We start from the raw sequence: 2,292 nt of genomic DNA, 5'->3' as shown, positions 1-2,292 counted from the left end.
CGATAATGATGGTTTGCCAAATGCGGTTGCATATTTTTCGATTAGTTTTTCCACTGCTCTTGCTGTGAGTCGCCGTGATTTGCCTTTAGGACCGATTGGTGCAGAAATAAACAATGATTTATTGGATTTATCGACTTGATACTTTGAAACTCTCACTGAAAGGTATTCCTGGAGATCAGCCATCGCCACTTGGCTAAAAAAGACGAATTGTTCTTTATTTCCTTTTCTAATTACTCTTACGCAGTATTTACTGTAATCAATATCGTCTAATTCGATGCCGACTAACTCGGAAAGCCGGAGTCCTGAACCCAAAATTAAAGAGACAATCGCAGTATCGCGTTCTTTATTTAACTGATAAAAGTTATAAAGCTTTTTATTTTCCTTATTCAATTCACCATATTCATTCGCGACGAATAAACGAAACTTTTCGTATTCATCGCCCAGAAGGATTTTACCTTCCATTTTATTTGCTTTGGTTTCCATACTGTCTTTTACATCATTGAACTCGATCTTGGCCATTACATTTCGATTAATATAAGGCTTTAAATCAGGTGTCTCAGCGATATTTTGCAAGAAATTGAACAGAGATTTTAAGGCTGATAATTTGCGATTAACCGTTAATTCTTTGTTTTCTAATTGATAATGTAAATAGTTTAAAAAACTTTCAACCTCTAAAACTGTCATTTGCTCCAGGCGTTCCAACGGGATTTCCTTAACAGGACCTTGATGCAGCTGTTCCATAATGATCCAATTGAAAAAGATCTTGTAGTCATGACAGTAATTAAATAAAGATGCAGTCGAAAGTTTTCGGAGCTTGTGGTTAATGTATTCATCCACATACCAAGGGAGTTCGTTCAGTAAGGTTTGTAATTTTTTAAAATTAGTTTGTTTATCCTGATTTACCATAATAACACCTCACTTCTATATTTTACCTGATAGGCATAATTACGTCAAATTTATATTTTACGTAATTATGTAAAAGTGGGATTTCAACACCTATTCCCTTTAAATCATCTGTATTTCTGTACAGCGACACTAAAGTTGATACATAAACGAACACTAAACTCTCCCACCAAATTTTTCACAAAAATTATTTAATAAAAAAAGTCGTCAACAACGCTCTTCAACTCTAGCACTCAGTATTTAAAGAAGTAAGTATCCAAAATTATAGTTTCGCACCACACCACGGACAAAAATCTATACCGATACTTGACGTTCCACCATCATGAATTATTAAACCATAGTCCTTATCCTTTTCATCGAATATGATTATTTTGTCGGGGCATTTAAAAGGGTTTTCATGTATATCACACTTGAAATTTGCATGATAAGCCATATCGTCACAACAATGTTTTTTCATATTTTTATTTCTCCTTATTTAGTTAAAGCACCCTTTTGTTTAAGTACATTTTCCCACAATATCATTGTTTTGTTTACCAAAATTAACACTAAATATACTAACTCTAATCAACTTGATGTTTATAAGGATTTGCCTTAAATACAGCAGACTCTGCTTTATACATTTTTCCATCCCAAGCATATTTAACTTTTATACTGCCTATGTAAGCTTCAGGGATAGTTACAAAAACATTTGTTGTGCCATAAAGAATACCATCTTTAGGCTCATAATTTTCAATTGCACCTACTCCAGGATGGTCAACAGGAGTCTGGTATCCAAACTTTTTATAGTCCACTACATATTTCTTTTTGCCAATTAAAGCTGTGATTTCATTGCCTTTTTGTTCTATTTTTACAAGTCGCTTAACGGCAGCATTTATGGACTCAACCGGAACCTCTTCATATCTACTGTAAGGGTCATGTACTTGATTCAACACATGTATTTCTTTTGTAGATATTCCTGAACCTGCTCCAGAAATCAATACGACTATAACATCCTTTAATACATCGCTATTAATATCTTCATAAAATAATTTAGGGGCAAACTTGGCATTATACCAATTTGGAAAGTTGTATAGTAGTTCTCCACCCACACTGTCAACTCCACCGCCAATTCAATTTCAGATACTAGGGGGCATTTTTTGTTGGTTAAAGGAAGCAAAGTTATATTCGAATCAAAAATTTATGTAATTCATTGGATATATGATAGTGAGTACTGCGAAATTAAAAACGATGACCATTTTAAGTTAGTTAAACTTTCAGACCTTACACCTCTAGAATAAGTATCAATTAGATTTTCTGATTTGAGAATCATCAAGCACTCTTTCAACGAGTGCTCTTTTATTTCTAGGAAGGTCGATAACATTTGGTTTTAACCTATTTCTTATTCAACTA

At 33.5% G+C, this 2,292-nt stretch carries 3 protein-coding genes; all 3 read right to left on the bottom strand.

Features of this window, described 5'->3' with window-relative positions:
- Nucleotides 1–906: tyrosine recombinase XerS (gene xerS / locus V7266_RS30235; RefSeq protein WP_335472970.1), on the bottom strand; the 906-nt coding region annotated here is incomplete at its 3' end.
- A 259-nt stretch (nucleotides 907–1,165) separates the two neighbouring features.
- Nucleotides 1,166–1,360, bottom strand: coding sequence for a DUF6980 family protein (locus V7266_RS30855; RefSeq protein WP_420491523.1), 195 nt, complete (start codon nucleotides 1,358–1,360; stop codon nucleotides 1,166–1,168).
- 103 nt (nucleotides 1,361–1,463) lie between these two features.
- Nucleotides 1,464–1,991, bottom strand: a complete 528-nt coding sequence (locus V7266_RS30230) for a hypothetical protein (RefSeq protein ID WP_335472968.1) — start codon at nucleotides 1,989–1,991, stop codon at nucleotides 1,464–1,466.
- Between the last annotated feature and the right edge of the window lie 301 nt (nucleotides 1,992–2,292).

It is taken from the genome of Neobacillus drentensis, assembly GCF_036965645.1.
Taxonomy (GTDB): domain Bacteria; phylum Bacillota; class Bacilli; order Bacillales; family Cytobacillaceae; genus Neobacillus; species Neobacillus drentensis_D.
This window is presented reverse-complemented; position numbering and strand designations above follow the sequence as displayed.

Excerpts from the sequence above, each read along its gene's own strand:
- V7266_RS30855 (WP_420491523.1), bottom strand. The coding sequence starts at position 1,360 with ATGAAAAAACATTGTTGTGACGATATGGCTTATCATGCAAATTTCAAG.